Consider the following 22,948-nt stretch of genomic DNA (forward strand, 5'->3'; position numbering starts at 1 on the left):
GGTTTTCAATCTGAACTACCCTACGGATGAATCCGGGGGGTTCCAACTTGCTGTGCAAGTTTCGTTTGTCGTGTGGTTTGGCGCAGAATGTTTCGGGACTTCCAAATAAAAAAATACTCAACTACTTCTTGTGGGGTGGGCGACACGAGCGCCCCTAAGCTAAGGCGGGCAAGATGCCCACCCCACAAGATTGGGTAATTTATTTGTTGGAAGTCCCTTCGTTTGGTTTGCGACAGCGCTCCCCGAAAATTTCAGTATAATTAAAATACCCCTAGGGGGGATTTGAAAGTGTGATATCTTCAAATAAGATAAAGTTTAGTAACAAATATTAAAAACTTTGATTAATAATACACTGTCCTGCTACATAGCTTCTACCCCTTCTATTGATACCGAGTTGGATTTAGCTGATACTGGGCAGAAGGGTATCAGGCAATTGGAATCTACACTCTCTTCTTCTCCCTCTGTCACTTTATCTATTTCTAAGAGGCAAACTTGGTTAGTGTTTGCGGCAGCAGTGTTTTTGGTAACAGTACCAGTATTTATAGAAGCGCCAATAGTGCGATCGCTACCAAGTCTAAGTTTAGGGCTGACAGCATTTTGGGTGTGGCTAAGTTTTAGGTTAATGTCACGTCCTGCAACTTACGTCTGGGGGGATTTGCTCTTAGGATTTAGCTGGAGTTGGTTAGCTGGAGCGATTTACTGGGGCTGGTTACGTTGGGAGCCTTTATGGCATCTGCCAGTAGAGTTGATCGGTTTACCGTTTGCTTGCTGGTGTTTGGCGAAGAATTGGGGCAAGGTGGGTAACTGGTTTTATTTAGGTTCTTTACTCGGTACAGTTTTAACAGATGTATATTTTTATATAGTAGATTTGATGCCCTATTGGCGGCAAATTATGAGAGTAAATGCAGATGTAGCACCGCAAATCTTACAAAATGCCCTGATCCAAGTACAAACGCCTTGGGGACAAACTTGGGCGATAATGCTCGCCTTACTGCTGTTAACAATCGGAATTTCCCCTTTAGGTCGAAATCAAAGACACTGGTATGCCTTTAGTGGCGCTGTTTTAAGCACAATTTTGGTAGACAGCCTATTTTTGTTAGCTGCGATCGCCGCCTAAAATATGAAAAAATTGTGTAATCTCAAAACCGAAACTTTTTCCAGCCCAGTCTACTGCACATCAAGAATGATTAATTAGTTAAGAAATATTACATAACAGTCGATCACCATCAAGTATTTTTTGATCGGGTTTTTGGTATTATAAATCGCCAGAATCAGCCAATCCCAAAAGGTTTCGTCTAGCTCTTAATGCTACCAGAATCATGGATGCAACGCTATTGCAGCTATGCAGGCACTCTTACCCCGATGAAAATTTTTGGCAAAAGTACAGTCAACCCCAGTAACGGCAAATATTGTGGATATTAATACGCTGTATATTAGTTTTTGATGACTGCTGACGGCTGTTGGCTTAAAAGTTTTATTTCTGTTTGATGGAAAGAGGTAGAAAAATCGTGAAAAGATTAGCGCGTTTATTAACAGTGTTTAGTTTGCTACTTAGTTGCTGGGGATGGTTGGGAACAACTCAGATAGCCCAAGCTGCTAGTTTCAACAGTTTTGTTTTTCCCCAAGTCCCAGTTCTGGCAATTGAGCGGCAGAATCGGGCAGACGCTAAACTAGGAACGGAATTTGGTAAAAAAATTGATTTGAATAATACCAACGTCCGAGCTTTTCAACAGTATTCAGGGCTTTATCCCACCCTAGCTAAGAAAATCATCACAAATGCTCCCTACAAAAAGGTAGAGGATGTATTGGATCTTCCCGGATTGAGCGATCGCCAAAAACAAACTCTGCAAGCCAACTTCGATAAATTCACCGTGACAGAATTAGAGCCTGCCTTCAACGAGGGAGACGATCGCTTTAACAACGGCATCTACAGATAACTGTTGCAGTTACAGCTATTTTCAGGTAAATAGACGACGCGGGTAAGGACACAGAAAAAGCTCATTGGTGTCAACTTAACGTAGAAGTTAGGCAAGGCATGCTTTCGAGGTTTGACCCTCACCCGCAGCCCCTCTCCCAAAATTGGGAGAGGGGAGCAAATTCTCTAGTTCCCCGAATCCCAACTTGGGATTCGGGGTTAGGGGATGAGGGCAAAACGCCTTCTCAAAGCAGATTTTTTCTGAAGTTGACACCAATGAGCATTGCTGTGCCCCTACGACAGATGTGATTCAAATACATGAAAACTGCTGTAATGTAGCAAATATCAGCCCACTCCTGATTCTAGGCAGTGGGACACGATTATAAGTTAGGAGTTATGAGTTGAAAATTCAAAATTCCTAACTTCTCACTCCTAACTTCTCACTCCTAACTCCTCACTCTCCCCTGTGCTTTTACCTTGCCTCAGATAGATATTCCTAGCCAATTTGATGTCTTAGTAGTCGGCGCTGGTGCTGCTGGACTATACACAGCGCTGTGTCTGCCAGAATCCTTGAGAGTCGGCTTGATTACCAAAGAAACTGTTGCTTTATCCGCCAGTGATTGGGCGCAAGGTGGCATTGCCGCAGCTGTTGCCCCGGAAGATTCTCCCACGCTACACATTGAAGATACGATCCGGGCAGGTGCAGGATTATGCGATCCCACCGCCGTAGAATTTCTCGCCGAACTTGCCCCTAACTGCATTCAATCGCTAGTTAACTTGGGGGTAGCTTTTGACCGTCATGGCCAAACTTTGGCTTTAACTTTAGAAGCTGCCCATTCTCGCAACCGCGTTCTCCACGCTGCTGACACCACAGGGAGGGAAGTTACCACCACCCTTACCGCTCAAGTATTACGTCGTCCGAATATTCAAGTCATTCAGCAAGCTTTGGCTTTGAGTTTGTGGATTGAACCGGAAAGCGATGTCTACGACGGGCTACGCCTACGCTGTCAAGGAATTAGCCTATTTTATCAAGGTGAAATCACCTGGGTAAAAGCTGGTGCTGTGGTATTGGCAACCGGCGGCGGTGGTCAGGTATTTGCCCAAACTACTAACCCGGCTGTGAGTACGGGTGATGGGGTTGCGATCGCAGCTCGTGCTGGGGCGATCCTCCGCGATTTGGAATTTGTGCAATTTCACCCCACTGCCCTGACTAAACCTGGTGCCGATCGCTTTCTGATTAGCGAAGCTGTACGCGGCGAGGGGGCGCACCTTGTGGATAACGAAGGGCGGCGTTTTGCCTTTGACTACCACCCGGCGGGTGAACTGGCACCTAGAGATGTAGTTAGTAGAGCAATTTTCAGCCATTTACAACGTACTGCCGTTGATCTGGCGACTGCCCATGTGTGGTTGGATATGCGCCCCATCCCCGCCGACAAGATTCGTCACCGCTTTCCCAACATCATCAAAGTTTGTCAGCATTGGGGCGTTGATGTTTTCCATGAACCAATTCCTGTAGCGCCGGCTGCCCATTACTGGATGGGTGGCATTGTTGCGGATTTGATGAATCGCACAAATATCAAGAGTTTGTACGCCGTGGGTGAAACTGCTAGTACCGGCGTGCATGGGGCAAATCGCCTTGCCAGTAATTCTCTGCTGGAATGTATTGTCTTTGGGGCGCAGATGGCTAATATTGAGTTGGAAAATATTCGGCTGCCATCAGAAACACCAGTGCTGCCATTACGCAAATTTAGTGTTAATGCTAGTGACTGGCACATCCAGCAAGCACAGCTAGAAGCACTCAGAGAGAAATTACCGCGTCTAGTATGGGAAAGTGCTGGTATTTGTCGGGAGCAATCAAGGTTGGAAACTGCGATCGCTACTGTTGAATCTTGGCAGCAAGATTTCGCTATCTTGCCTTTAAGTCAATTCTTGCTTGCTTTACGTCCCGCAGAACCAGCTAGTTTTGACATACCAGATGTTGAACGGCAATTGGGACTTTGGGCAGAAACCCGCAATTTATTAGATGTGGCTGATTTAATTCTCAAAAGTGCTGCTTTTAGAACCGAAAGTCGAGGCGGACACTACCGTTTAGATTATCCTCAACCAGATCCAAATTGGCAAGTCCACACACTTGTACAAACAGATCATTGGTGGAAATCTCCACTATTGTCTTGATTCAATTTTCCCCTACAGCTTCTAGTAAAGGCTGCTGACTGCGCTACTTCATCAAAATCCAAAATTGCGATTAGCGAGTGCCGCTACCATGATGACTGTCGGGGCCACCATAATTTGGTGGAATATATATGTCGTTTTTTAAATTTTGAGAATTGATTTTACGAGTGATTAAGGTGTTACTGCTAGTAGCGCCAAAAGCATTAACACTTGCAGTACTGAATATACCTGTGCAAGCGGCAATTTGCGGTATTAGGATGTAAGCACCTATGCAGAATATCATAAACTTTGTGATTCGGAAGTTACTTTTCATATCTTTCAGTAAATTCACTACTTTTTAATTTAAAAGTGTATTTTTGGTTTATTAACGTATATTTACTGGGTTTTTGGGAAAATAGATTTCAACTTTATTAAATCTTTGCTGCTAGTCTACAAGTAATAGTGGTATCTACTTCTAGATTAACATTAATTTCCTGGCATTAAACACTATTTATACTTAAGTAATATTCTTAAATATGCTATCTTTACATCAGTCTAAAGTTAGATATGTTGATAAATTAGTGTGAGTATTGCGCCTACTTCATAATTTATTAATAGTATCTGATAACATTTTGATTGCCGTAAGTACAAACACTATCTTTCGTGAATAATGATCATGATAAAAATATCAGATAATACTTGTTTTGTTCTCTAGTTAAGATTTAGTTACAGTAAAAATACATAAATAAAAAACAACAAAATGGCGATATTATAAGGATTTTAAAAAGTATATAACTATAAAATACCGTAATCAGAGTAGTAAGTATAAGTATATTTTTGGAAAGTAAAAATACTTAATAAGTTCAGTTAGTTTCCTAATTACCTCTGATGACTAATTCTTTTTCTACCGATGTTCTCATATACGCAAGCTTTTTCAAGACAGCGCCTTGGACGTGTTGCAAGTCCACATTCCTAATTTGAAGGTAAAAATATTGACTAAAGTAAAAACAATCTGGAGGCTTGACTATTGATTAATTAAGCAAACTCATAGCGATTTTTACCCAGACGCTTGGCACGGTACATTGCTGCATCGGCTTGTATCATCAAAGTTTCACTGTCTTGACTGTTGTATGGGTAGACACTAATACCAATACTGGCAGAGACTCGGATTGTATCGCCGTTTAAAACAATTGGCTTGTTAATGCTGCTTAAAATTTTTTCGGCAATTTTCGCAGCTACTCGAACATTAGGAATTGCCCGTAAAATCACAGTAAATTCATCGCCACCCAAACGAGAAACTGTATCACTAGTGCGTAAAGAGTTGCTGAGTCGTTCAGCGATAGTGATTAGCAAGCGATCGCCCATCTCATGCCCCAGAGTATCATTGATCTGCTTAAAGCCATCTAGATCAATAAACAGCAGTCCCAGCAACAAGTTGTAGTGTTGCGCCCAATGTAACGACTCGTAAAGTTGTTCGGCAAAAAATTTGCGATTGGATAAACCTGTTAGGGGATCGTGATATGCTAAATAACGCAAGTGGTCTTGTTTAAGTTTTAATTCATTGTTAGAGCGGAATAGTTCATCAGCACTACGCTTGAGATGTTGCTCATTGAGTTTGCGCTGAGTAATATCTCGAATGACCCCAACTAAAAACAAATTGCCAGCTGCGTCTTTGTGGAGCGATCGCTTAGTGGCAATTTGATAAGTCTGACCATCGGCATTTGTAAATTCTTCTTCGTGTTCCTGGGGTTGCTGAGTCCGAAAAACAACCTCATCCTGTTGTCGAAAGACATCAGCTTCATGTTTAGGGAAAAAGTCATAGTCTGACTTTTCAATTAATAACTCATTCGGATAACCAATAAATTCACAATACGCTTGATTTAAAACAATCCATTGGTGTTGTTGATTTTTCACAAAAATTGGATCAGGAATCCTATTGATTACATCATGCAAAAATTCTTTGGAACGTTTCGACTCTTGCTGGCTATGGGCAATATGACTGGTGATCAAAATAGCTGAACTGCCAAAGCTAACCAGTGAGGGAATGAGCGGTATCCACCAACCAGACAAGAAAGCAAGGTATGCACTCAGGGTTAATCCAAAACAAGAAACTAGGATACTGGGCATGCTTATAATTGCATATCGTATCCGCCATATCATTACGGCTCCCAGATAAGACCAGATAAAAATCCACAAGTATTCCACTAAGTCAGGCCAGACTTTGAGTAATGATCGTCCTTGTAGAGCAGCAGAGATTAACTCACTAATAAAATAAGCTTGCAGTTGAATACCAGATACAGGCTTTACCGTATCCATTAGACTGCTGGAATAAGGAATGAATACAAAATCTTGGAGACTGGGTGCAGTGGAGCCAATGAGTATAATCCGATCTTTGATTAAGTTTTCTTTGACTTTATTAGCCAGTACATCTTTCATCGATACCTGGTTAAAAGGACAAAATTCTCCAGATAAACTTTGACATTTGGGTTTGGGAAAATTGGTTAAAATTTGGTAGCCTCCAGCATCAGCTCTCACATAAGCACCATCATTAGCCTCAAAACGAGTAAATGCTGCCTTACCTAATTGCAAATACTCAGGGTTATTTTTTGCTTTGGTGGGAGTAATATCTTCTGACTTTAAATACAATAAACTCAATTTCAGAGCAAAACTTTCGTGTACCTGATTATCAACGTGCCAATACAACAAACTGCGACGTACTTTACCATCAAGATCATATAGCACGTTGTTAAAGCCCACTTGATCCTGATTCAGTTCCCGTGGAGGCGAAACATTAAAATTTTGATTTTTGTCCTTTGCTAGGAGTTCAATACCAATCAAGTTGGGCATTGACTTATAAGCATTAGACAGTTGTTGATTCCCAGCCTTTCCTGGCAAATCTCTGTAGATATCTAAGCCAATAGCACGGGGTTTGTGGACGTTTAATTTTTGCAACAGCTGGGCAATGTTCGTATCTGGAATCGGCCACGAACCGACTGCCTTTATAGAGGTTTCATCAATCGCTACGATCGTAATCCGCTCTTCTGGTGGTTCATCTGGACGTAAACGAAAAAATTCATCCAAAGCTGCCAATTCCAAAGATTGCAATAATCCGGTGAAGTGCAAAAGCACGACGCAGACTGTCACCAGCGTTGCAGTCACGAATTCTCTATGTCCTCGACTAAGAGATTGCAGTCTCAAGATTAACTTCACAAAACGCTTGCCTAGCTGCTGATTCATTCTCTATTTCCTATAGCTATTAACTATCGGGCTAAAATAGCTCAAGCCGGAGCTAAATAGAGTTTCTAAGAGTTCTTTCAACTCGGCAAGGTTCTTCAAGGCATCGTGGTATTTGTGATCTATTATCATATATATATAGAGGACAATTATATTTAATTAATTTCCTGACGTTTGAGATATTTGCAGATAAAAGCTGGAGGAAAATTGGTAATTGCATATTTTCCAATACCTATTATCTATTGCAAAAAACAAAAAAGCCAACTGGAAACAGACTTTGCTGTATTCATCCAGTTGACTGTGGGTAGGTCGGTGTAGGCTAGCCAATTCATTACAAACCGGCGCTGAGGCCGACTCAAGTCAATTACTTGAAATACTTGAAGTTACGAGAGCCTGTGTAACCAGAAATTTTCGCTAGTTCCTCTAAGCTTTGGACTCCGCTATAGCTTTTACCATTGATAATCCAAGTGGGGAAGCCTTCAATTTTTGCGGCTTTACACAGTTCTGGTTTAGCTTTGAGTCCATCGGCAGCGCACTCTACCTTAATATCATTGTTGATTATTTCCTCAGCTTCTTTACCAAAAAGCAGCTTTTGTTCATGGCAGTGAGGACACCAGTAAGCAGTGTATTCTTTCGCGCCTACCTTTGCCAGCTGGCGTGCTAAGGCTATTTCTGCCTCACCAGAAGTAGTGGTAACTTCCCAACCGAACGCTGGGTTAGGGTTTTCCTTGGGAGTAAAGGAAATGTTCACGGGTTGTCCAGGAGTTCCACCAGCTGTAATATCTGATTTATTCACGCCAGCATAGACGCCTAAAGTACCAATGAGCGTCACCATCCCCACAATAATAGCAGTAAAGAAGATTTGTCCAATATCTTCCCAAGTTCGACCGGTAATCGTCAGAACCAAAAGACTGAGGGAGAATAAAGCTGAACCGATACAGTAAGGACAAATAGCTCTTATTTGAGATGCCAGCACGTACATTAAGTAACCGCTAAAGACAGACATAGCGATCGCACCGCCCAGCAGCAGCAACCACGTCCAATTTTCCAATTGTTTGCGGCGATTGTTTTCAACTGAGTTGAATACCAAGGGAGCCAAAGCAAATATCACCATACTGGTGTATGCCAAAAACCCAAACAAAGCTAATGGCTGGCCAAAAACTGTTGCCCAAGGACTGGAAAGGACATCATTACAGCCCATGACACCAGCCTGTGCCACACAAGCTGCACTGCCTCCTGTTAACTTTTCTATAGTGAGATAAGCTGTTGTCAAGGCACCACATCCAGCGATCGCGGCAATCAATGGACGTGACCATTTATGAATCCAAGGAGTAGAACGGCGGCGAATCATAAACTGCTATTGGTTAATGGGCATTGGGCATTGGGCATTGGGCACTTGTACCGAGCGAAGTCGAAGTATTGGGTATTGGGCACTTGTACTGAGCGAAGTCGTTGGCGCAGCCTCTCGTAGAGAAGTATTGGGTATTTCTTCCCATGCCCCATTTAAGAATGTAACTTCACTTGTTCTGCTGATTTGCTTTCACCTTTGGAATTCCAATTGCGACGTGCGGCTTCCACAAATTGACTGACGCGAATTGGATCTATTGGTTGCTCTATGCGTCCGTGACGTTTCAGGGAACTGGAAACTATTACACCATCTGCTGCCTGCATCAATGTATCAATATTTTCCCAATTAGCCCCACTACCGATGAAGACTGGTGTGCCATTTGCTGCACCACAAGCTAGTTCTAAATCTTCTAAGTTAGGAGGGCTACCAGTAGCCCAACCAGACAAAATAACTCCGTCTGCTAAACCCCTTTCAATGGTGTCTTTGACGGCGACTGTGAGATTTGGAGAACTCAAAGGACGGGCGTGCTTCACTAACACATCGGCTAGGATTTTAACATCGCAGCCTAACTCCCGACGATAGCGGAGTAGTTGATGGGCTTCTCCCTCAATTAATCCTTGATCGGTTGCCATTACCCCTGTGAGAACGTTGACGCGGATAAATTGTGCCTGTACACAGCTAGCGATCGCCATTGCACTTTTGGCATCATTTCGCAAAACATTTAAGCCCATAGGCAAAGTCACCAAATTCTGTATCCTCTGCACCACAATGGTCATAGCACTCACAACCACTGGATCAACTTGGTTTTTAGTAAAGGGCGCGTCGAAAAAATTCTCTACAATCAGACCATCAACCCCTCCACTTGCCAGGGCTGCGGCTTCTTGTTCGGCACGGTCAATCACCGCTTTTAGGCTACCTCCCCAACGCGGTGAGGTCGGCAGTGGCAGCAGGTGAACCACCCCAATAATTGGTGAGCGAATTTTAAATATCTGATATAAGTCCACGTCTTTAATCCGCCTCGCGGAGTCCAGAGTCCAGAATTTTTTGACTATTGAACGCCAGTTCAACGCCACTCCCCTGAATGTCGGGAACCTCCAAACGGGGGTGGCTCTTCAACGGGGGAAACCCCGCACGTGACTGGCTCCTTTTGACCCTTGACTCTTGACTTTTCATTAAATAGTCAAATGTGTTTTGTGATAGTCGGTTTACTAGCTTCTTCCTCAAATAGAAATTGGCGTGAAACCTCCCATAAGATATGTTAAGATAAAACTTGGCTAGAAGAGGAGTTTTGCCACTCACTAGACGCAAGGCAGCTTTCCGTGGTTTAGGCGTCAGGTCCGCGCACAGTCGTAGGACTTGCCAATCGCCAGGGTAGCATTACTGCTTTATAGGCGTAGTCGCTTTCGTCGATTTCCCTGAGGGTAGCGACTTCTCACAACAAGCCCTTTGGGCGGCTTCCCGATGGGTAGGTTAACAACGCACACGCTGCGGTAATGTAAAATACCTATAGGCGAACTGTTAAAAAACATTACAAGTGTCAAATGTACCCAAAGACACTTCAATTTACCCTGGGGAACAGATTGATAAAAATATCATAACATGACCTCTATTTTTATTATTGATAGGGTCATAAGTCCACGGACAATTGCTGACAGTGAGAATCTGCCGCTCTATTTTTGTCATAAGGATAGTGATAGGAAAAAAGTGAAATTAGTTCTGGAGTGTTTGATTAAAAGAAAAAAAATGAATATATTTTCCAAATATGGGTGACAAGCCAACAATTGCCATTTCTCACTTGGGCTGCGAGAAAAATCGAATTGATACAGAACATATGCTCGGACTGCTGGTAGAAGCAGGCTACGGTGTAGATACGAACGAGGAGTTAGCAGATTACGTTATTGTTAATACATGTAGTTTTATTGAAGCAGCTAGGCAAGAATCTGTCAGAACTTTGGTAGAACTGGCAGAGGCAAACAAAAAAATCGTCATCACTGGCTGTATGGCGCAACACTTCCAAGAACAACTTTTGGAGGAGTTACCCGAAGCAGTCGCCGTTGTGGGTACTGGCGATTATCACAAAATTGTAAATGTAATTGAGCGTGTAGAACAAGGCGAGCGGGTCAAACAGGTTAGTATTGAACCAACCTACATTGCCGACGAAACTACACCGCGCTATCGCACTACAACCGAGGGCGTAGCTTACCTGCGGGTTGCGGAAGGATGTGATTATCGTTGTGCATTTTGTATAATTCCTCATCTTCGAGGGAACCAGCGATCGCGTACTATTGAATCTATAGTCGCCGAAGCGGAGCAGTTAGTTAGTCAAGGGGTAAAGGAAATTATTCTCATTTCCCAAATCACCACTAATTACGGTCTAGATATTTACGGTCAGCCAAAATTAGCCGAATTACTTCGCGCTTTGGGGAAAGTAGATATACCGTGGATCAGAATGCATTACGCTTATCCCACGGGACTGACCCCAGATGTGATCGCGGCGATTCAAGAAACAGCCAACGTCTTGCCTTATCTGGATTTGCCTTTGCAGCATTCTCATCCAGAGATCCTCCGCAGCATGAATCGTCCCTGGCAAGGACGTGTAAATGATGGGATTATAGATCGCATCAAAACGGCGCTACCAACAGCCGTATTGCGGACAACATTTATTGTTGGTTTCCCAGGAGAAACAAGCGAGCATTTTGAGCATCTACTAGAGTTTGTGCAACGGCATGAATTCGATCATGTTGGTGTCTTCACCTTTTCCTCTGAGGAAGGAACCCCAGCTTACAAGTTACCAAATCACTTGCCCGAATTGGTGATGGACGAGCGCCGATACCAACTTATGGAAATCCAGCAACCGATTTCCCAAAAGAAAAATCAACAGGAAGTAGGCAAAATCGTTGATGTCCTGATTGAGCAAGAAAATCCTGAAAGTGGTGAATTAATCGGTCGTTCAGGTAGATTTTCCCCAGAGGTTGATGGCCTAGTGTATGTCAAAGGCCAGGCAAAGCTAGGAAGCATCGTGCCAATAGCGATTCACCACGCTGATACATACGACCTCTATGGTCAAGTAGTCAATAACTAAATTGTCATTTGTCCTTTGTCTTTTGTCTTTTGTTAAATGACCCTTATGCTGAGGTCAACGCTGCAATGGCAGTTTTCACGAGGGTTTACCTGAAACGCTGGCGGACTTATTGGCATAGCCTCTCCAATAGTTGAGGCTGCGCCACCGCCCTTGGCTCACTAATAGCCAATGACTAATGACTAATGACTAATGACTAATAACTAATGACTAATGACTAATCCAAAAATCCTTACAAAAAATTTAGGAGAATTAATGACTCTTTCATTTCAAGAATTAGGTATTTCCCAAGAACGTGTTGAAGAACTAGAAAAAATCGGTTTTACTGAACCGACCAACATTCAAGTGCAAGCAATTCCCCAATTGCTAGCTGGTCGTGATGTGGTAGGCCAATCTCAAACTGGAACAGGCAAAACCGCAGCATTTTCACTGCCAATTTTAGAGCGGCTAGATATTAATCAAAAAGCCGTACAAGCCATAGTTTTAACACCAACTCGTGAATTAGCAATGCAAGTTCACGATGCGATCGCTCAATTCATCGGTAATGAAGGATTGCGGGTGTTAGCAATCTACGGTGGTCAATCAATTGACCGCCAAATGTTACAACTCAAACGTGGCGTTCACATGGTCGTGGGTACTCCAGGACGGGTGATAGATTTACTCGATCGCGGCTGTTTAAAGCTCGATCAAGTGAAGTGGTTTGTGTTGGATGAAGCTGATGAAATGTTGAGCATGGGCTTTATTGACGATGTGATAAAAATCCTCTCCCAAGCGCCCGTGGATCGTCAAACAGCTTTATTCTCAGCAACAATGCCACCATCGATTCGGATGTTGGTGAATAAGTTCTTGCGCTCGCCTGCAACTGTCACCGTCGAGCAGCCAAAAGCCGCTCCCAACAAGATTAATCAGGTAGCTTACTTGATACCCCGCCACTGGACAAAAGCCAAAGCTTTACAGCCGATTCTGGAAATGGAAGATCCAGAAACAGCTTTAATCTTTGTCCGCACCAGACGCACAGCCGCAGAACTCACCAGTCAGTTACAATCTGCTGGTCATAGTGTCGATGAATACCACGGTGACTTGTCCCAACAAGCGCGGGAACGCTTATTACTCAGATTCCGTAACCGTCAAGTCCGTTGGGTGGTAGCAACTGATATTGCTGCACGAGGGTTAGATGTCGATCAACTCTCCCATGTGATCAACTACGACTTACCCGATAGTGCAGAAACCTACGTCCATCGGATTGGTCGTACTGGTCGTGCTGGTAAAGAAGGAACAGCGATTTCTTTAGTACAGCCATTTGAGCGCCGCAAGCAGCAAACATTTGAACGTCATAACCGCCAAAATTGGCAAGTGCTGACGATTCCCACACGCGCCCAGATTGAAGCAAAACACATTCTGAAATTGCAAGAACTGGTGCGAGAAGCTTTGACAGGTGAGCGTTTGGCTTCATTCTTGCCGATTGTTAGCGAGCTAATTGAAGAATACGATGCTCAGGCGATCGCCGCAGCAGCACTACAAATCGCTTACGATCAAACTCGTCCCGCTTGGTTGAACTCAGACGTAGAAATTCCCCAAGAGGAATCTTCCGCTCCTAAACCAAGAGTGGGCAAACGTCGTGAATCTTCCAGCGATCGCCCTCGTTCTGCGTGGAAATCAGATAGCAGCAATGGAGATGAAGAAAGACATGCTTCTCCCAAGCCCAAACTACGGACAAGTGGTCGTGAGTCTTCTGCATCCCCTAGTAAAAAGCTAGGTTCACCTACAGCTAGAGAATCAGCTTCTTAGTCAACAGTTAATCAATTTTGGATTTTAGACTTCGGCGTGAGCGCTACTTCTCTTCTTAGGCTGCGCCAACGACAACGCTACTTCCACCCTTCTCTACGAGACCCTTCTCTACGAGACGCTGCGCGTAGCTTACTTCTCCGGAGGAGTACGGCAAAGCTCAGGGCAATGCGTCGCTCAGTACAAGTCAGTACAAGTCAGTCGAACGCTTTTTTCTTCAATCCAAAATCCAAATCTCAAATTGGCAGAGTTGAGAGTTAAGAGTCAAGAGTTAAGATTTTGACTTTAGACTCTTGACTTTTTGGCTTTTTGGATAACTTTTTCTCCCAGTTTATAGGAAGATAAAAGAGAATTCAGAATTCAGAATTCAGAATACTCTACCCATAAAGTCATAGAGTTTTAATAACTAAAAATATTTTAATTTCGCCCACCAGGAGCGTTAGCGTCGCGGGACGAAGTAGAGTTTTAACTAATTCTCTTGCAGGACAACAACAAACTGACACTACCAGACTTACTACCAGATTGGCAGCTAATAGTGTCAGAAATCTGGCCTCCTGTGTTTGAATAGTTAAAAAATACTACAGCCAGGGACGACTAACTTGTTCTAATTCTCCAATTTCATCATCGCTCAATCTCCAGCCCAAAGCACCAGCATTCTGCCGTACTTGTTCGGCTGTCTTCACCCCAGCAATAGGAATAACGTTACCCTGAGCAATTAACCAGTTGAGAGCAACTTGAGCAGGAGTGCGATCGTATTTTTCCCCGAAGTTACGTAGTAAAGAGATAACTGGGGCAATTTTTTGCAGACCTTCTTTCTTAAATCGCGAGTCTATTTTCCTCGCACCACTGGGGGTTTGGGCACCATCAATACTGTACTTGCCAGTGAGTAATCCTTGTGCTAAAGGACTATAAGCCAAGATAGTCACACCCAAATCACGGGCAGTTGTGATAATACCTTGACTTTCAACTTGGCGACTGAGTAAAGAATAGCGTACTTGATTCACAGCCAAAGGCACTCCACGGGCTGCCAATATTTGATGCACGTCTCGCATTTGCTCTGCTGAGTAATTACTCACACCGACTGCGGCAATTCTGCCCCGCTTCACTTCATCCGCTAGGGCATTCATCAAGGTTTTTTGGCTTAAAAAGAAGGCAAAAGGCCAATGCACTTGGTACAGGGCAATTCGCTCTAATTGTAAGCGTTTGAGGCTGTTTGTTAAAGCATCAGAGACGGATTGGGCTGTAAATCGCCACGGTAGGGGGCCAAATTTTGTGGCGATTTGCACAGGTTGTTGTGTCTGTTGCAGAAATTGCCCCAAAAATTTCTCGCTCTTTCCCGTTCCGTAGACTTCCGCAGTATCAAAGAAGGTAACACCAGCTTCTAAGGCTGCTGTGAAGGCTTCTTGTAACTGTTCTGGGCCATAGCGATCGCCATAATTCCAAAAGAGTTTATCACCCCAAGCCCAAGTGCCTATGCACAAGGGCGTAACTGCTGGGCCATTTTGCCCCAATCTAATGGTTTCCACGGTTGTAAAATTTAAGTATTTTGTCCAATTGTTAAGAAAGATGCGGGTAATGGATAGCCTAAAAGGAGAGAGGCTTTAAATCTTACTCCCCTTCCCTAGAAGGGAAGGGGCTGTTCTTGTTAGGTCTCTATTGAACTCAACTAGAAATGCTATATGATAGTTGAGTGTATTTACTTATATTTAGGAATTAGAGGATTTCTCCTGCTTGGCTTTTTTGATTAATTCCATGTAAACATTAATCTCACTAATTTCTACATCATGCTCAACTCTGGTTACTTTCCATCTTTCCTTTTTTAGGTAAACTTCCTCTCCTACTCTGGGAGTAAATTGGAGATCATAGAACTTTTTTAGAAAATCTTTTTGATTTTCTTCCCATAATATTACTTTGACTGGTTCTTTAGTCATTGATTATGCCTTTTTAGTTACTAAATGAAGGTAAGTAGTTTGATGACATACATACGGCAAGTTTATCTTACTAATTCAATGTAATAACGTAGTTAAAACCACATTCTTCACCAAACACCTCGCGCCGTGGAAGCCCCTACTTTCAAGTATGGGGGTAAGGCGCAGGCGATTTTAATCGCCGTCAAAAAATATTCTTCACTTGTGATACAATAGATAGTATGGAACAAGTGCTGACATTGGTTTCTAAGCTTAACCCCACATCTGAACAGGTTGTCAAAATAGAGGCGACACTCAAGGCGTTTGCGGGTGCTTGCAACTACGCTAATCAGCAGGTTAAATCCCAAATTACAAGTAAGACAACCATTCAGAATATGGTCTATCAAGACTTGCGCTTGTTGTTTGGGCTGTCTGCTAATTTGGCTGTCAGAGCTTGTGCCAGAGTAGGAGCTAACCGGAAAACAGCGAATCTTCAAGGGAAACAAGTTTTATCTTTCAAGCCAACTAGTGCCGATTACGACGCTAGGATTTTTACGTTTAGAGAGAAAGACTGGACTGTTAGCTTGAATTTGCTTACCTGTAGGGAACATATCAAAATGGATATTGGTAATTACCAATTGGGGAAACTCAAAGGTAAAAAACCAACATCGGCACAGTTGTGTAAACATCGGGATGGTTCCTACTATATTCATATTCAAATCAAAGATGAGGTTCCTAAGCCCGACATTGCCACCAACGTTATTGGTGTAGATTTTGGGAGACGGGATATCGCTGTAACTAGCAATGGGGACAAATGGGACGGTAAGCAGATAAACGAGATTCGAGATAGATACGCCAAAACTAGAGCTTCTTTGCAACAAAAGGCTACGAAAGGCACAAGGTCTACTCGTCGCAGGGCGAGACGGATTTTGCAACGGCTGTCGGGGCGTGAAAGAAGATTTCAGCAATGGCTCAACCATCAAATCAGCTACCGGATTATCAAAGAAGCACGCTGCACAAATGCTATTGTTGCAATTGAAAACTTGACTGGAATTAGAGAGCGTACCAACAAGCAACCTAGAAAAAAAGTTGAGCGTAGACGTTCTAACTCTTGGTCTTTTTATCAGCTGCGCTATGCGCTTGAGTACAAAGGAATTAAGGAAGGAGTGGAAGTAATTGCTGTGCCACCTGCCTACACAAGCCAGACGTGCCACCAATGTTTGCACATTGGCTTGAGGTCTGACAAACGTTTCAAGTGTGGTAATTGTGGCTGGCATGGTGATGCTGATTTGAATGGTGCAAAAATGATTTCTTTATTGGGGCAATCTGTAAGCTTGCCCGGAGGTTCGAGATGTTTATGTTGTTCTATCAATCTAGATAGCTCAGGGCTACTACAAAGCCCCGCCCTTTAGGGCTGGGGTTGGCTTACAATGTTTCAACTGACCTGTGTAATGATCAGGGAGACCACAATTCCAGACTCTTGAACCAACTCAAATCTCTGTAATCCAATGTCCAAACACTGGCGTCATAAAGTTGAGCTACCGCTACAACAGAGCCATCCTCTAAAGTTCCTCGCCAGTCTGGTATGTGGCGAACTATGCTGTAAATCTCCTGAAACATTTCCATGCTCACTGGTACAGTCACTGTGTTTTCACTAATGACGCTTAGTGCAGTCATTGCAGCACGGCTCGATTGTTCTCGCAGCACAAACTTGTAAACTTCAAACAGCACTGGTAGAGGGGTTAGAACCTTACCAAACAACGCTGGTAACTTACTAAAACCCGCTTTGCATTCCTGATGATAGTCATCTTGGACAGAAACCAAGGCAATCAGGGGGCCTGCATCCAAAACGAGACGCTTCATCCTTGTATCAAATAATCTTCATTAACTGAAGCGTCTGTAGGAGCATTTTCCACGATTCCTGCCAGCGATAGTAGCCTTGAACCATTTTTGGGGCGTAACTTTTCCGCCAGTGCTGCTTGTACAACACTTGATGGATTTTGCTCTGGGTGATCTTTTAAGTATTGGTCAAGTTGTGTCCACAATTCATCAGGAATATAGAGTGTCCGTTTCATTTTATTAGCCTCTGGAGGTACAACAATAGTTGTACCCTCATTGTAGTTGCTGGAGTGCGATGTCTGACGACAAGACTAGCGCGATCGCCATTTTTTAGCTAGTTCCTGCTCAATGTTGCGATCGCTCTTTGTTCAAACTTTTTAACTTTTATAGTGCGATCGTCAAAACCATTCCTACTCAGGACTTACGCAAACAATAGCTGAAAAGAGTGATTTTCTGATAGGGGCAATTCATGAATTGCAAGTGACTTACAAAATCAGATAAGTAGGTGGTTACAATTAAATATAAGATAGACAAGGTTTAAAAAATAGGTAATATGAGATGTCTGCTCCATTGCGAGTTAGATTAACAGATTTAGAAGATTTGACGCTTTTGGAGTTGCGGTCAGCGACAACAGTTCCTCAACGGACACGAGATCGCGCCCACATAATTCGATTAAATGCCCAAGGATGGAATGTACCAGCCATCGCTAAAATTTTTGAGTGTCACGAACATACGGTACGGGCAACACTGAGGCGTTGGGAAAATAAGGGTTTGGGAGGATTGTGGGAAACTTCCGGGCGGGGAGCAAAGTGCAAATGGCTTGAGGCAGACTTAGTATATTTAGAGGATTGCTTAGAGGTAGAACCACGTACTTATAACAGTTTGCAGTTATCAGAAAAATTGGCTCAAGACAGAAATGTGCAACTGAGTCCGTCTCGTCTGCGACGTTTGCTCAAAAAAAAAGTGGAAATGGAAACGCACCCGCCATACTCATAAGAGAAAACAAGATTCAGAAAAACAACGACAAAATCTTGCAGACCTAGATACTCTAAAGCAAGCGGCAGTAGAGGGTTATATCGAGCTTAATTATCTTGATGAGTCTGGGTGTTGTCGTTGGAGTCCGGTTAGCTACAGTGATTACAACCAAGCCCTAAAAATTAATCCTAACTTGGCTGAAGTCTATGCTCATTAAGGTGTTGGTATAACTGGCTGCTAAATAAGTGCGATCGCCTCTGGCGGAACGCCATCGCAACTTCAACTTTTCGTTCGCTGATTTCGAGCGGGTAGGGTTTATCTTTATTTAAAGAGAAAGAAATTAAATCCTACAAAGCATACGAAAAAGTAGCTATGGCAAGCGGTGAAGTATTTGATACCAAAACAAAATCCCTATCTCTGCCAAGGGTAAACCTGCTGACCATGTTCCGCCTGGGTTTATTTCAGATGGGGTTGAGCATGATGTCGATTTTGACTCTGGGAGTACTCAACAGAGTCATGATTCAAGAAATAGCAATTCCGGCGACGCTGGTATCAGTAGTTCTAGCACTGCCTTTATTTGTTGCTCCTTCCCGTGTCTGGTTCGGCCAGATTTCCGATGCCAAGCCGTTATGGGGATACCACCGCACAGCTTATGTTTGGGTGGGTGCGGCAATATTTGCGATCGCAGCCTTTTTAGCTGTACAAGTAATGTGGCAGCTTAATAATGCCGTAAGTAGTCCAGGTGGTTGGGCATGGACAACCCAAACAATCGGCTGGACAGCGCTTCTATCCCTGGTATTCGCTGTATATGGTCTAGGAATTTGTGCTAGTAGTACTGCCTTTGCTGCTTTGTTGGTGGATATATCTGAAGAAGATAACCGTTCCAAAGTAGTCGGTGTGGTTTGGTCGATGCTAATGGTGGGGATTATTGTTGGGGCGATTATTAGTTCCAAGTTACTAGAGCCATTAACATTAGGCGCTTCCATAGCAACCTTGCAGGCAGCAATCAACAGGCTATTTTTGATCGTCCCAGCAATTGTATTTGGTTTGGCGATCGCCGCGACATTGGGGGTAGAAAAAAAATACTCCCAATATTTAAGCCGTTCCACAATGGTAAACCGAGAAGACAGCATTACTCTGGGCAAAGCTTGGGAAATTTTAACGGCAAGTCCGCAAACAGGTATATTTTTCACCTTTTTATTGGTGATGACTCTCTGCTTGTTTATGCAAGACCCAATTTTGGAACCTTATGCAGGTCAGGTATTTAAAATGCCTTTGGCTGAAAGTACTAAACTGAACGTTTTTTATGGAACAGGTATACTGATTGCCTATGTTGTAAGTGGTTTTTTGATTGTGCCACGTTTAGGTAAGCAGAGAACTGCAAGACTAGGCTGTATATTAGTGGCATTTTGTACAGCATTACTTGGCATATCAGGCTTCACAGCTAATCCAGCTTTCCTGAAGCTAAGTTTAATTTTGTTCGGTTTAGGCACTGGTGTTTTAACTACGGCAGCAGTTAGCTTAATGTTGGATCTCACCGCCGCAGAAGCCGCAGGTACATTTATTGGGGCTTGGGGGTTAGCGCAGTCTGTCTCTAGAGGTGTGGCAGTGGTTTTAGGTGGTACTTTATTGGATGTAGGTCGGAAGTTATTACCCAATTTAGTTTTAGCTTATGGACTAGTATTTGCTTTAGAAGCCGTGGGAATGATCGTGTCGATTTGGTTTCTCAACCGGGTAAACATAGCGGAATTTCAAACAAATACAAAGCTTGCGATCGCTTCGGTTTTAGAAACCGATTTAGACTAGTTCCCGGTGCGAAACTAAATTTTCAAAAAATGACGATATGGATTTAAGCTATTTCCAGCAACCTCAGCTAAGGTTTTTAGGCTTTATAGAATAAGCTTTCTGAGTTTCGCACCGGGAACTAGACTAAACTGTATAGGGCATTGGGCATGGGACAAATGACAAATAACAAATGACAAATGAATGATTTTTGGACAACAATTCTTGATTTTGCCCAAACTACCACTACCAGGGTGGGCAAGCAACTAATGCAAGATTTTGGGCAAGTACAGGCTTCGCAAAAAGCTGATGGTAGTTTAGTGACGCAAGCAGATAAATGGGCAGATCAAGAAATTCGAGATGCGATCGCTTCTAATTTCTCTGGTTACGGTATTTTGAGCGAAGAGAGCGATCAGTCATTTCCCGGTACTGAGTGGTGCTGGGTAATTGATCCTCTCGACGGTACAACCAACTTCACACGCGGCATTCCCATCTGGACAATATCTCTGGGTTTACTGTATCGAGGTACACCCATCTTTGGTTATGTTTATGCACCAACCTTAAATCAAGCTTTTCATGGTTTTTGGGCAGGTTCATCTGGTTTAGCAACACCAACAGGAGCATTTCTCAATCACCACCCCATCCACACTAGTACTGATAGTCCCAGCAATAATCACTTTTTTAACCTCTGTTCCCGTAGCACCGCAGTTATCCAAAATGGTTTTCCCTGCAAAATTCGGATGTTGGGTGTGGCTAGCTATAACTTTTTGACAGTTGCAACGGGAGCAACATTAGGTGGTATTGAAGCGACACCAAAAGTTTGGGACTTAGCGGGGGCTTGGGTAATTGTCCAAGCTGCTGGCGGTGTTTGGCGATCGCTCAAGTCAGAACCGTTTCCGTTGTCATCAGGAGAAGATTATAGCGATCGCTCTTTTCCCACCCTCGTTGTTAGTCGCCCAGAATTAGTTCCGGTATTTCAACCTTTTCTGGATGATTAGACAGAAGTGAACTATAAATAAAGTTAGTGATAATCGGAGTATTCTGATAATTTAAGTAGGATTGTAGCTTCGACTACACTGGTTAATATAGTATAAAGAATTTTTATGCTGTCTAATCTAGATTTAATTCGAGAGTTTGTGGAAAACTCGATCCAGAAAAAAGAAATTTTGTTGTCAAATCATTCTTTGACAGCGCAAACAGTTTATAATACTAACCAACTAACAGCGAAATCTGAAGGCGTAATTGCCACGGCTCACCTATCTAACACCGTATCTGAATTCTTGATTTATCCAAAATCATCCCACTGGGAATTGATAAATGAGGCATTAGCAGAATATGGTTATCTCCTCAAAGGAGAAGTAGATAGTCGGGGTTTCTATGAGTATCAATACTGCAAAGTTCCCAAAGGCTATGAGATGCACTGTACTAAATCTGTACTTCTATGGCGAGCTTGGTGGAAATATCGCAAGTATACTTTACAACTAGGGATTCCCTTGGAACTTTTGATTAGAACACGAAATTCATGGTATCCAATCCGAGATGTAACTATTAGTAACGGACTTGTTTATATCAAAACCTTAGGAAGTGAGATATCACTAGACTCAGATGACTTGGTTACTTGGTCAAGTAAAATTGATACAAGTTTCCAAAATTAAAGAAATATCTACTACAAATACATAGGCGTGGGTTTCCACGTCAGTTGCTTCTCCCTACAGCCCTTCTCCTAAAGGAGACGCTACGCGAACGGGCATCCTACGGCAGGCGCTAGCCTCGGACTTTGGGAGAAGGGGAGAGGCGCTCCCGTCAAGTCGGCATCGCCTAACGCCCTGGCTCTAAGTTGACTACCACCAAGGAAATCCTTCATACCCTTAATAGGGCTGTTGGAAGCCTACACTGAACCGAGGCGGTTCAGTGTAGGAGATGTCACGCAAAGGACTCGAAGAAAAATGAAAGGACTTTGGCTCGAAAACAACCAGTTGCAATTACGCACAAACATTCCCGTTCCTGAACCACCACAGGGAGAAGCCTTGGTACGCGTCTTGCGTGCGGGTATCTGTAACACTGATCTGGAACTACTCAGAGGCTACTATCCCTACACTGGTATTTTAGGTCATGAATTTGTCGGCGTTGTTGAACAAGGGCCAGAACACTTAGTTAACCAACGCGTAGTTGGAGAAATCAACGCTGTGTGTGGGTATTGTCGGTTTTGTCGCAGCGCACAACCAACTCACTGCGAAAATCGCACAGTTTTGGGTATTGTCAACCGCCACGGAGCCTTCGGTGAATATCTCTGTTTGCCGATCGAGAACCTGCATGTAGTACCTGATAATGTACCAACAGAAGTAGCAACATTTACTGAACCTTTAGCAGCAGCTTTGGAAATTCAGCAGCAAGTGCCATTACATCCAAATAACCGGGTGCTAGTGGTTGGAGATGGGAAACTAGGGCAGTTGGTAGCCCAGACACTAGCCCTAAGCGGCTGTGAACTATTGGCTGTGGGGCGTCATCGAGACAAACTGGCTAACTTAGAGGCACGGGGGATAAAAACGAGTCTAGCCGACGCTGTTACAGATGGATATTTCGATATCTCAGTAGAATGTACTGGCAACCCAGAAGGATTTGCGATCGCCCGTCGCGCCCTACGTCCTCGTGGTACGCTTGTACTTAAAAGTACTTATGCTGGCAACCTCAGTCTGGATGCTTCCTCGTTAGTAGTAGATGAAATCACCCTCATCGGCTCCCGTTGTGGCCCCTTTCCTCCAGCCCTCCAGCTATTAGCCACAGGACAAGTTGAAGTGCAACCCCTGATTCATGCTACCTACCCCCTGATTGAAGGGCTGGCGGCTTTTGAACACGCTCAGAGTCGGGGTGTTTTGAAGATATTGTTAGAGATTAGTTAGGAGTTAATTTTTAATCTTGTAGCGTGTTCTGGC

The 22,948-nt window shown here is 43.5% G+C and carries 21 protein-coding genes; 12 read left to right on the plus strand and 9 right to left on the minus strand.

Going from position 1 to position 22,948, the window contains the following annotated elements:
• Positions 1-337: 337 nt before the first annotated feature.
• The 3 genes from ACYTXL_RS09815 (at position 338) to nadB (ending at position 4,090) form a co-directional block, all read left to right on the plus strand.
• Complete coding sequence (locus ACYTXL_RS09815) at positions 338-1,117, plus strand: DUF3120 domain-containing protein (RefSeq protein WP_461924567.1); 780 nt, start codon at positions 338-340, stop codon at positions 1,115-1,117.
• Positions 1,118-1,508: 391 nt separating this feature from the next.
• Positions 1,509-1,937 carry a photosystem II complex extrinsic protein PsbU gene (gene psbU / locus ACYTXL_RS09820; protein ID WP_461924568.1) on the plus strand — a complete coding sequence of 143 codons (429 nt, stop codon included), beginning with the start codon at positions 1,509-1,511 and terminating at the stop codon, positions 1,935-1,937.
• Between the two features lie 455 nt (positions 1,938-2,392).
• Complete coding sequence (nadB, locus tag ACYTXL_RS09825; RefSeq protein ID WP_461920760.1) at positions 2,393-4,090, plus strand: L-aspartate oxidase; 1,698 nt, start codon at positions 2,393-2,395, stop codon at positions 4,088-4,090.
• Positions 4,091-4,160: 70 nt separating this feature from the next.
• On the opposite strand, the gene ACYTXL_RS09830 is transcribed toward nadB, so the two are convergent.
• The 5 genes from ACYTXL_RS09830 to btpA all read right to left on the minus strand — a co-directional run bounded on the left by ACYTXL_RS09830 (position 4,161) and on the right by btpA (position 9,652).
• Entirely contained in the window at positions 4,161-4,370 is a 210-nt protein-coding gene (locus tag ACYTXL_RS09830; RefSeq protein WP_461920759.1) for a hypothetical protein, read from the minus strand.
• A 731-nt stretch (positions 4,371-5,101) separates the two neighbouring features.
• On the minus strand, positions 5,102-7,303 hold the full coding sequence (locus ACYTXL_RS09835) for a CHASE2 domain-containing protein (RefSeq protein WP_461920758.1): 2,202 nt from the start codon (positions 7,301-7,303) through the stop codon (positions 5,102-5,104).
• Between the two features lie 361 nt (positions 7,304-7,664).
• Positions 7,665-8,651 (minus strand): vitamin K epoxide reductase family protein, encoded by a 987-nt coding sequence (locus tag ACYTXL_RS09840; protein ID WP_461920757.1) that lies wholly within the window; start codon positions 8,649-8,651, stop codon positions 7,665-7,667.
• A 13-nt stretch (positions 8,652-8,664) separates the two neighbouring features.
• Positions 8,665-8,796 (minus strand): hypothetical protein, encoded by a 132-nt coding sequence (locus tag ACYTXL_RS09845; RefSeq protein ID WP_461924569.1) that lies wholly within the window; start codon positions 8,794-8,796, stop codon positions 8,665-8,667.
• Positions 8,797-8,803: 7 nt separating this feature from the next.
• A complete protein-coding gene (gene btpA / locus ACYTXL_RS09850; protein WP_461920756.1) occupies positions 8,804-9,652 on the minus strand; it encodes a photosystem I biogenesis protein BtpA in 849 nt (282 codons plus the stop codon).
• Between the two features lie 758 nt (positions 9,653-10,410).
• On the opposite strand from btpA, the gene rimO reads away from it, so the two are divergent.
• The 3 genes from rimO (at position 10,411) to ACYTXL_RS09865 (ending at position 13,773) form a co-directional block, all read left to right on the plus strand.
• A complete protein-coding gene (gene rimO, locus ACYTXL_RS09855; protein WP_461924570.1) occupies positions 10,411-11,730 on the plus strand; it encodes a 30S ribosomal protein S12 methylthiotransferase RimO in 1,320 nt (439 codons plus the stop codon).
• A gap of 252 nt (positions 11,731-11,982) precedes the next feature.
• Positions 11,983-13,515 (plus strand): DEAD/DEAH box helicase, encoded by a 1,533-nt coding sequence (locus ACYTXL_RS09860; RefSeq protein ID WP_461924591.1) that lies wholly within the window; start codon positions 11,983-11,985, stop codon positions 13,513-13,515.
• A gap of 36 nt (positions 13,516-13,551) precedes the next feature.
• Complete coding sequence (locus ACYTXL_RS09865) at positions 13,552-13,773, plus strand: hypothetical protein (RefSeq protein ID WP_461924571.1); 222 nt, start codon at positions 13,552-13,554, stop codon at positions 13,771-13,773.
• Between the two features lie 317 nt (positions 13,774-14,090).
• Here ACYTXL_RS09865 and ACYTXL_RS09870 read toward each other — a convergent pair whose 3' ends face one another.
• Together ACYTXL_RS09870 and ACYTXL_RS09875 are read right to left on the minus strand one after the other, a co-directional pair.
• A complete protein-coding gene (locus tag ACYTXL_RS09870) occupies positions 14,091-15,038 on the minus strand; it encodes an aldo/keto reductase (protein WP_461924572.1) in 948 nt (315 codons plus the stop codon).
• 180 nt (positions 15,039-15,218) lie between these two features.
• Positions 15,219-15,443, minus strand: a complete 225-nt coding sequence (locus tag ACYTXL_RS09875) for a hypothetical protein (RefSeq protein WP_461924573.1) — start codon at positions 15,441-15,443, stop codon at positions 15,219-15,221.
• Between the two features lie 218 nt (positions 15,444-15,661).
• On the opposite strand from ACYTXL_RS09875, the gene ACYTXL_RS09880 reads away from it, so the two are divergent.
• Positions 15,662-16,831 (plus strand): RNA-guided endonuclease InsQ/TnpB family protein, encoded by a 1,170-nt coding sequence (locus ACYTXL_RS09880; protein ID WP_461924574.1) that lies wholly within the window; start codon positions 15,662-15,664, stop codon positions 16,829-16,831.
• A 43-nt stretch (positions 16,832-16,874) separates the two neighbouring features.
• Here the strand turns inward: ACYTXL_RS09880 and ACYTXL_RS09885 are convergent, their stop codons facing one another.
• Together ACYTXL_RS09885 and ACYTXL_RS09890 are read right to left on the minus strand one after the other, a co-directional pair.
• On the minus strand, positions 16,875-17,282 hold the full coding sequence (locus tag ACYTXL_RS09885) for a type II toxin-antitoxin system VapC family toxin (protein ID WP_461924575.1): 408 nt from the start codon (positions 17,280-17,282) through the stop codon (positions 16,875-16,877).
• Positions 17,279-17,494 carry a DUF2811 domain-containing protein gene (locus ACYTXL_RS09890; RefSeq protein ID WP_194003523.1) on the minus strand — a complete coding sequence of 72 codons (216 nt, stop codon included), beginning with the start codon at positions 17,492-17,494 and terminating at the stop codon, positions 17,279-17,281. The genes ACYTXL_RS09885 and ACYTXL_RS09890 overlap by 4 nt, the downstream gene beginning before the upstream one ends.
• A 322-nt stretch (positions 17,495-17,816) precedes the next feature.
• Here ACYTXL_RS09890 and ACYTXL_RS09895 point away from each other — a divergent pair, with 322 nt between their 5' ends.
• From ACYTXL_RS09895 to ACYTXL_RS09915, 5 genes are all read left to right on the plus strand, one after another.
• A complete protein-coding gene (locus tag ACYTXL_RS09895) occupies positions 17,817-18,254 on the plus strand; it encodes a helix-turn-helix domain-containing protein (RefSeq protein ID WP_461924576.1) in 438 nt (145 codons plus the stop codon).
• A gap of 351 nt (positions 18,255-18,605) precedes the next feature.
• The gene (locus ACYTXL_RS09900; RefSeq protein ID WP_461924577.1) at positions 18,606-20,039 is read left to right on the plus strand and encodes a BCD family MFS transporter; all 1,434 of its coding nucleotides are present in this window, start codon (positions 18,606-18,608) and stop codon (positions 20,037-20,039) included.
• 176 nt (positions 20,040-20,215) lie between these two features.
• Positions 20,216-21,013, plus strand: a complete 798-nt coding sequence (locus ACYTXL_RS09905) for an inositol monophosphatase family protein (protein ID WP_461924578.1) — start codon at positions 20,216-20,218, stop codon at positions 21,011-21,013.
• A 105-nt stretch (positions 21,014-21,118) separates the two neighbouring features.
• Positions 21,119-21,670 (plus strand): hypothetical protein, encoded by a 552-nt coding sequence (locus ACYTXL_RS09910; RefSeq protein ID WP_461924579.1) that lies wholly within the window; start codon positions 21,119-21,121, stop codon positions 21,668-21,670.
• Positions 21,671-21,961: 291 nt separating this feature from the next.
• Positions 21,962-22,915, plus strand: a complete 954-nt coding sequence (locus ACYTXL_RS09915; RefSeq protein ID WP_461924580.1) for an MDR/zinc-dependent alcohol dehydrogenase-like family protein — start codon at positions 21,962-21,964, stop codon at positions 22,913-22,915.
• Positions 22,916-22,948 lie beyond the last annotated feature (33 nt).

The organism is Nostoc sp. (assembly GCF_054880495.1).

Coding starts and splice junctions, on each gene's coding strand:
- ACYTXL_RS09830 (WP_461920759.1), bottom strand. CDS start 4,370: ATGATATTCTGCATAGGTGCTTACATCCTAATACCGCAAATTGCCGCT.
- ACYTXL_RS09900 (WP_461924577.1), top strand. CDS start 18,606: ATGGCAAGCGGTGAAGTATTTGATACCAAAACAAAATCCCTATCTCTG.
- ACYTXL_RS09880 (WP_461924574.1), top strand. CDS start 15,662: ATGGAACAAGTGCTGACATTGGTTTCTAAGCTTAACCCCACATCTGAA.
- ACYTXL_RS09915 (WP_461924580.1), top strand. CDS start 21,962: ATGAAAGGACTTTGGCTCGAAAACAACCAGTTGCAATTACGCACAAAC.
- ACYTXL_RS09845 (WP_461924569.1), bottom strand. CDS start 8,796: ATGGGAAGAAATACCCAATACTTCTCTACGAGAGGCTGCGCCAACGAC.
- ACYTXL_RS09895 (WP_461924576.1), top strand. CDS start 17,817: ATGTCTGCTCCATTGCGAGTTAGATTAACAGATTTAGAAGATTTGACG.
- ACYTXL_RS09835 (WP_461920758.1), bottom strand. CDS start 7,303: ATGAATCAGCAGCTAGGCAAGCGTTTTGTGAAGTTAATCTTGAGACTG.
- ACYTXL_RS09890 (WP_194003523.1), bottom strand. CDS start 17,494: ATGAAACGGACACTCTATATTCCTGATGAATTGTGGACACAACTTGAC.
- ACYTXL_RS09910 (WP_461924579.1), top strand. CDS start 21,119: ATGCTGTCTAATCTAGATTTAATTCGAGAGTTTGTGGAAAACTCGATC.
- ACYTXL_RS09840 (WP_461920757.1), bottom strand. CDS start 8,651: ATGATTCGCCGCCGTTCTACTCCTTGGATTCATAAATGGTCACGTCCA.
- ACYTXL_RS09905 (WP_461924578.1), top strand. CDS start 20,216: ATGAATGATTTTTGGACAACAATTCTTGATTTTGCCCAAACTACCACT.
- ACYTXL_RS09885 (WP_461924575.1), bottom strand. CDS start 17,282: ATGAAGCGTCTCGTTTTGGATGCAGGCCCCCTGATTGCCTTGGTTTCT.
- rimO (WP_461924570.1), top strand. CDS start 10,411: ATGGGTGACAAGCCAACAATTGCCATTTCTCACTTGGGCTGCGAGAAA.
- ACYTXL_RS09875 (WP_461924573.1), bottom strand. CDS start 15,443: ATGACTAAAGAACCAGTCAAAGTAATATTATGGGAAGAAAATCAAAAA.
- ACYTXL_RS09860 (WP_461924591.1), top strand. CDS start 11,983: ATGACTCTTTCATTTCAAGAATTAGGTATTTCCCAAGAACGTGTTGAA.